Source organism: Paenibacillus sp. E194 (assembly GCF_000935845.1).
GTDB classification, from domain to species: domain Bacteria; phylum Bacillota; class Bacilli; order Paenibacillales; family Paenibacillaceae; genus Paenibacillus_B; species Paenibacillus_B alvei_B.
This window is the reverse complement of sequence record NZ_JMDX01000340.1, coordinates 1-4,953: the sequence shown is the minus strand read 5'-3', so window position 1 is coordinate 4,953 and position 4,953 is coordinate 1. Positions and strand designations below refer to the sequence as shown.

Below are 4,953 nucleotides of genomic sequence, written 5' to 3'. Positions count from 1 at the left end.
TGTAATCCTGCATGAGTTGTACGAGCCGTAATTGTATCTAGAACACCATTTCATCTGTGTAGGTAGAGATAGTCATCGCGCTAGACGCCACGCTTATTGCCCCACACCAATGTGTGCAGCTGAGGCAGCACCCGTATCTGGTTCAAGCGCGGTTCTAAGGCAACCTTATCAATCAACCATTCATATTGTCGAAGCAGCTTCTGTACCAACTCCCCGTCATCTCCGCTATGAACATCCTCATTCCCTGTCTGCATGACGAATGGAATCTCAGGATAGCGTTCATGAACTTCTATCGCATACTGCATGTCATCTTCATTGAACACAACGACCTTCAGGCACAGTCCCTTGCGTGCAGACCGATTCCATAGCTTGCCTACGATCTCATCCAAGCGTGTGAAGTTCGTACCCATCCCAGAGCTTGGCGGCTTCGGAGACAGCGTGACGTCATCAATATCCAAAAGCCAGTCTTGCCAGCGTGATCCCTGTGTCTCTACAGCCGTGCGAACCCCGCGTTCGCCGAGACGTTGAACCAACTCGTCCATACCTTCCAGCAAAGCAGGATTGCCGCCAGAGATCGTAACATGCCCATAGCGCCCCTTAGCCAGACGATCCAGCTCTTCAATAACAGCATCTGCCGTCAACTGACGGATGTCATCTTTGGCAGAACCATCCCATGTAAAGGCAGAATCACACCAAGAGCAGCGGTAATCACAGCCGGCTGTACGGACGAACATCGTCTTCTGGCCGACTAAAAGCCCTTCTCCCTGCACAGTAGGGCCAAATATTTCGAGAACAGGGATCGTCATTGCTCCATCCACTCCCGTCGTGCTTCCGCATAGCTGGTCGGAGTCTCATAAAGCCGCACAAATTCTACTCTTCCCCCTTCGCATCGCTCTGCGTAAGGTTCAGTTTGCAATGCACCTTGCATTCGTTCATACAACCACACGACCATGTTCTCTGCCGTTGTATTCATCGGTGGGAGTGTTTCATTCAAGTAACGATGATCCAGATAAGGCTCGATCCTATCCTTCCAAATCTCCTTTATATCTCCAAAGTCGAGCGTCAGCCCGATTTCATTTACAAATCCGCTTAACCCAAAAACAACCTTGTACGTATGCCCATGAAGGTTTTTACATTTGCCTTCATAAGCATGTAAATGGTGGGCAGCATCGAAGGTAAACTCTTTGCTCACAAGTACCCGGTGACGATGATAACGCAGCGATTCCTGTGAAATATCGGCTCCCAGCACTTGCAGCTTATCGACGATACGGAATGGACCAGGAGTACTCATCGGCTTGTCCCCTCCTCTTGCTTACGTTCCATCAGGTAACGTTCAAGCCCTGCCTTGCGCAGCTTGCAAGATGGGCATTCCCCGCATCCATCTCCCGGAAGTCCGTTATAGCAAGTTACCGTCTCGGTACGAACGAAGTCGAAGGCACCGAGTTCGTCAGCGAGACGCCACGTATCTGCCTTATCCAGCCACATCAGCGGGGTATGCAGTACGAATCCATAATCCATCGCCAGATTCAGCGTTACATTGAGTGATTTGACAAATACGTCGCGGCAGTCTGGATAACCACTGAAGTCCGTCTCACATACACCTGTAACCATATGACGTGCCCCAATCTGCTTTGCATAGACAGCGGTGAAGGAGAAGAACAATAAGTTCCGTCCTTCCACAAAGGTGCTCGGAAGTTCGCCTTCTTCCTGTTCAATTGCGATGTCGTCTCGCGTCAACGCATTGGGAGCCAGTTGATTGAGCAAGGACATGTCGAGGATCCGGTGCGGTACACCCAACTTGCCAGCAATCGCCTTCGCATGCTCTAGCTCTGACTTATGGCGTTGTCCATAGTCAAAGGTGATCGTTTCTACTTCCTCAAATCGCTGCAGTGCCCAAAACAAACAGGTCGTGCTGTCTTGCCCGCCACTAAAGACGACGACAGCTTTGCCTTGCTTCCGCCCTGCATGTGCTTGGATGCGGGAATCTGCATTCCAAGCCGCTTCGCTGGCTGAGGAAACGTGGTTGTTACTTACTTGTTCTTTTACTTGCTTCATGTGTTCTTCATCCTTTCCTGTCCCCTCACAACCCTATAGAAGGGTCTTCTAAGACAGAAGGCCTGTGCTTGTTCGGGTTGCTATTAGTTGGCTATTAGTTGACTTCAGCCAATGAACAGCCCCTGTAAGCACAAAAAAGACAGCACTAAGGAAAGATAGCCCTGTAGGATGCTGTCAGCCTTAGTTTTTTATAGAGGGAGATTGCGAACCTCTCCCGTGCTGTAGCACGGAATGTTATGATGTTGAATCCCACCTCAGTGGGATTACTTATTCCATTATAGCGTGTATGTCCTTAGCATGACAGCACCGTCACTGAATACCCATAATGCTCCATATCAAGGAGAGACCTATATACAACTGCTCAACACCACTGAATGTTTCCTATCAAATCAAAAGAAGCGGTTCCGTCTTTTCAGACGGATAACCGCTTCCTTGCTCGTTGGAATATGCATTTCTATCGCAATGGACTGGCTGTTACCAGTTCAATCCGTTGTCTCTTGGAATTGCTTCTTCCTTCAGCAGCGTATACATGCCCGCCGCCTCTTCCTTCTTCGTCGTCTCTTGGAGACGCTCTACCCGGATGGTGACGAGCTTTTGCCCGAATTGTACCGTAATCTCGTCGCCGACCTTCACTGTCGTGCTCGGCTTCGCTTCACGGCCATTCAGTTCAACACGCCCCTGCTCGGACACATCCTTCGCGACAGTACGACGCTTGATGAGCCGCGATACTTTCAGGAACTTGTCTAGACGCATTATTTTACAGCTTCTTTAAGCTTGTTGCCCGCTTTGAATGCAGGAACCGTAGATTCAGGAATCTCGATTGTGTTACCTGTTTGCGGGTTGCGACCTGTGCGGCCAGCGCGCTTACGTGTTTCGAATGTGCCGAAGCCGATCAATTGAACCTTGTCGCCACTAGCCAAAGCGTCTGTTACTTCACCAAAGAAGCCGTTCAGCACGGATTCAACGTCCCTCTTAGTCAAACCGCTTTTTGTGGAAATGTTGTTGATCAAATCTGTTTTGTTCATGTGTATTGTCCTCCCAATTCCTCTTTTTCATAGTTGAAATGAATAATGGTCTACAGGCGCTTGCCCGAGCCTTGGAATGTTGATGCTTGTATGTATTCTTGCTTCATCACCAAATTCCTTCCCGGGTGCGGCATTTTTTCATATTTTGACGAAAAATAGAGAGCAGTAGTCCGCTGCACCCCAAGCATTATGGCTCTAAGCGCTTCGCTTCCTGCCACCATTGCTCCATTTCTAGTAAATCAGTTTGGTCAAAAGATTTACCCTTTATACGAAGTTGTTCTTCGATGTATTGAAATCGGCGTACAAATTTACGGTTCGTATATGTTAACGACTCTTCTGGATCGGCGTCAATGAACCGAGATACATTCACGACAGCGAATAATAGATCGCCGAGTTCCTCGCGCGCATGATCCAGCTCTTCATCCTTCACGGCATCGTCTTGATCCGATCCCGCATCTCGTATCGCCTCTCGCAATTCTTGCAATTCTTCAGCCACTTTGTCAAGTACATCCTTGGCATTGTCCCAGTCAAATCCGACTTTAGCCGCCTTTTTCTGCAGCTTATAGGCCTTCATGAGCGCAGGCAAATCACGCGGCACACCGTCCAGTACGGAAGGTCTCGCGTCCGCAATTCCCTTGATCTGCTGCTCCTCTGCCTTCATCTGTTCCCATGTCCCAAGCGCGGATTCGACATCTTCTGCATGCTGATTACCAAATACATGCGGGTGGCGGAAAATAAGCTTCTCATTCAACGATTGGATGACATCGTATACACTGAATGTCCCCACTTCTTCCTCCATTTGGGAATGCAGCATAATTTGCAACAGCAAATCGCCGAGCTCCTCCTGCATCGCAGTTGGATCATCGTCATCAATCGTTTCGAGTACTTCATACGTCTCCTCGATCAGATTTTTGCGAATCGATTCATGCGTCTGCTCTTGATCCCATGGACATCCTCCAGGGCTTCGCAGGATCGAGACAATCTCATGCAGGCGACCGAATGTGCGCTTGCGCACTTCATCCCTGTCGGTGCGTGGAACCCAAATTAAGGATAAGTTGCCGTAGCCTTCAATGCGATCCAGCTCATACAACGGAATACGCTGCATATGCTCCATGCCTTCTACGCCAAGCGCATGGCCTACTACGACTTCATAGTCTTCCGGATATACTTCCATCAGTCCCAGCTTCACATCAGACGCTGTAAACGTATCATACACTTGTCCAATCACGGTGTGCAACCTTGGGTTCAAGCCATCAGCCTGCAGTCCAGCCGCATCAAGCAGTTGGAACCCTTCAATCGGATCGAATCCGAAACGTAGGAACGCCTGATCCAGGAAGCTCTCTCCCCCGATAATTCGCAGATCAATGCCCTGTTCCGAGCATTGATCCCGCAGCAAGCGAACCGTTGACTCTGCGACCATCGGATGCCCAGGAACCGCGTACACAATCGGATTGTCGGGACTGACAGCAGCAGCCGCCATCAATTGGCGAACAATTTCTTTGTACACCGATGGGAAATCGTCTTGCATTTCATATACGGAATCGAATGAGCGAAATGCGACATCATTCTGTTGCAAATATGCGATTACCGGATGGTCAGCCGTGCGTACGTACAATTGCTTTGCCTCGCGCAGCAAGTTCCATACGGCTAACGTCAATTGGCTTTCATCGCCGGAGCCGAGCCCGACGACAGTAATGGTTCCAGGCATGAATGAATCTCCCTTCGATTGTTGCATCACTGTGTATTATTCCCCACACTTCTGCCCACAGAATCACATGCGGGGCGAGAATCGCGCAGCGAATGAAGCAAGCTTCGGCCCGATTCGCGGCAGCTCGGCCAGTTCCTGCGGCCGAACTGCACCGAGTGCTATGGC

Annotated in this window: 6 protein-coding genes and 1 riboswitch; all 6 genes read right to left on the bottom strand. The window is 49.8% G+C overall.

Annotated elements, in window-relative coordinates; genetic code table 11:
- Nucleotides 1-80: 80 nt before the first annotated feature.
- The 6 genes from queE to mazG all read right to left on the bottom strand — a co-directional run bounded on the left by queE (nucleotide 81) and on the right by mazG (nucleotide 4,788).
- Entirely contained in the window at nucleotides 81-806 is a 726-nt protein-coding gene (gene queE, locus AZ66_RS26885) for a 7-carboxy-7-deazaguanine synthase QueE (protein ID WP_021260690.1), read from the bottom strand.
- Complete coding sequence (queD, locus tag AZ66_RS26880) at nucleotides 803-1,291, bottom strand: 6-carboxytetrahydropterin synthase QueD (protein ID WP_044357688.1); 489 nt, start codon at nucleotides 1,289-1,291, stop codon at nucleotides 803-805. Before queD ends, queE begins: the two co-directional genes overlap by 4 nt.
- Complete coding sequence (gene queC / locus AZ66_RS26875; protein ID WP_082061756.1) at nucleotides 1,288-2,055, bottom strand: 7-cyano-7-deazaguanine synthase QueC; 768 nt, start codon at nucleotides 2,053-2,055, stop codon at nucleotides 1,288-1,290. Before queC ends, queD begins: the two co-directional genes overlap by 4 nt.
- A gap of 174 nt (nucleotides 2,056-2,229) precedes the next feature.
- Nucleotides 2,230-2,273: riboswitch (PreQ1 riboswitch) on the bottom strand.
- Between the two features lie 256 nt (nucleotides 2,274-2,529).
- Nucleotides 2,530-2,808: an RNA-binding S4 domain-containing protein gene (locus AZ66_RS26870; protein ID WP_021260693.1), complete on the bottom strand. Its 279-nt coding sequence runs from the start codon at nucleotides 2,806-2,808 to the stop codon at nucleotides 2,530-2,532.
- Nucleotides 2,808-3,080, bottom strand: a complete 273-nt coding sequence (locus tag AZ66_RS26865; RefSeq protein WP_044357687.1) for an HU family DNA-binding protein — start codon at nucleotides 3,078-3,080, stop codon at nucleotides 2,808-2,810. The genes AZ66_RS26870 and AZ66_RS26865 overlap by 1 nt, the downstream gene beginning before the upstream one ends.
- A gap of 187 nt (nucleotides 3,081-3,267) precedes the next feature.
- Nucleotides 3,268-4,788 carry a nucleoside triphosphate pyrophosphohydrolase gene (gene mazG, locus AZ66_RS26860; protein WP_044357686.1) on the bottom strand — a complete coding sequence of 507 codons (1,521 nt, stop codon included), beginning with the start codon at nucleotides 4,786-4,788 and terminating at the stop codon, nucleotides 3,268-3,270.
- Between the last annotated feature and the right edge of the window lie 165 nt (nucleotides 4,789-4,953).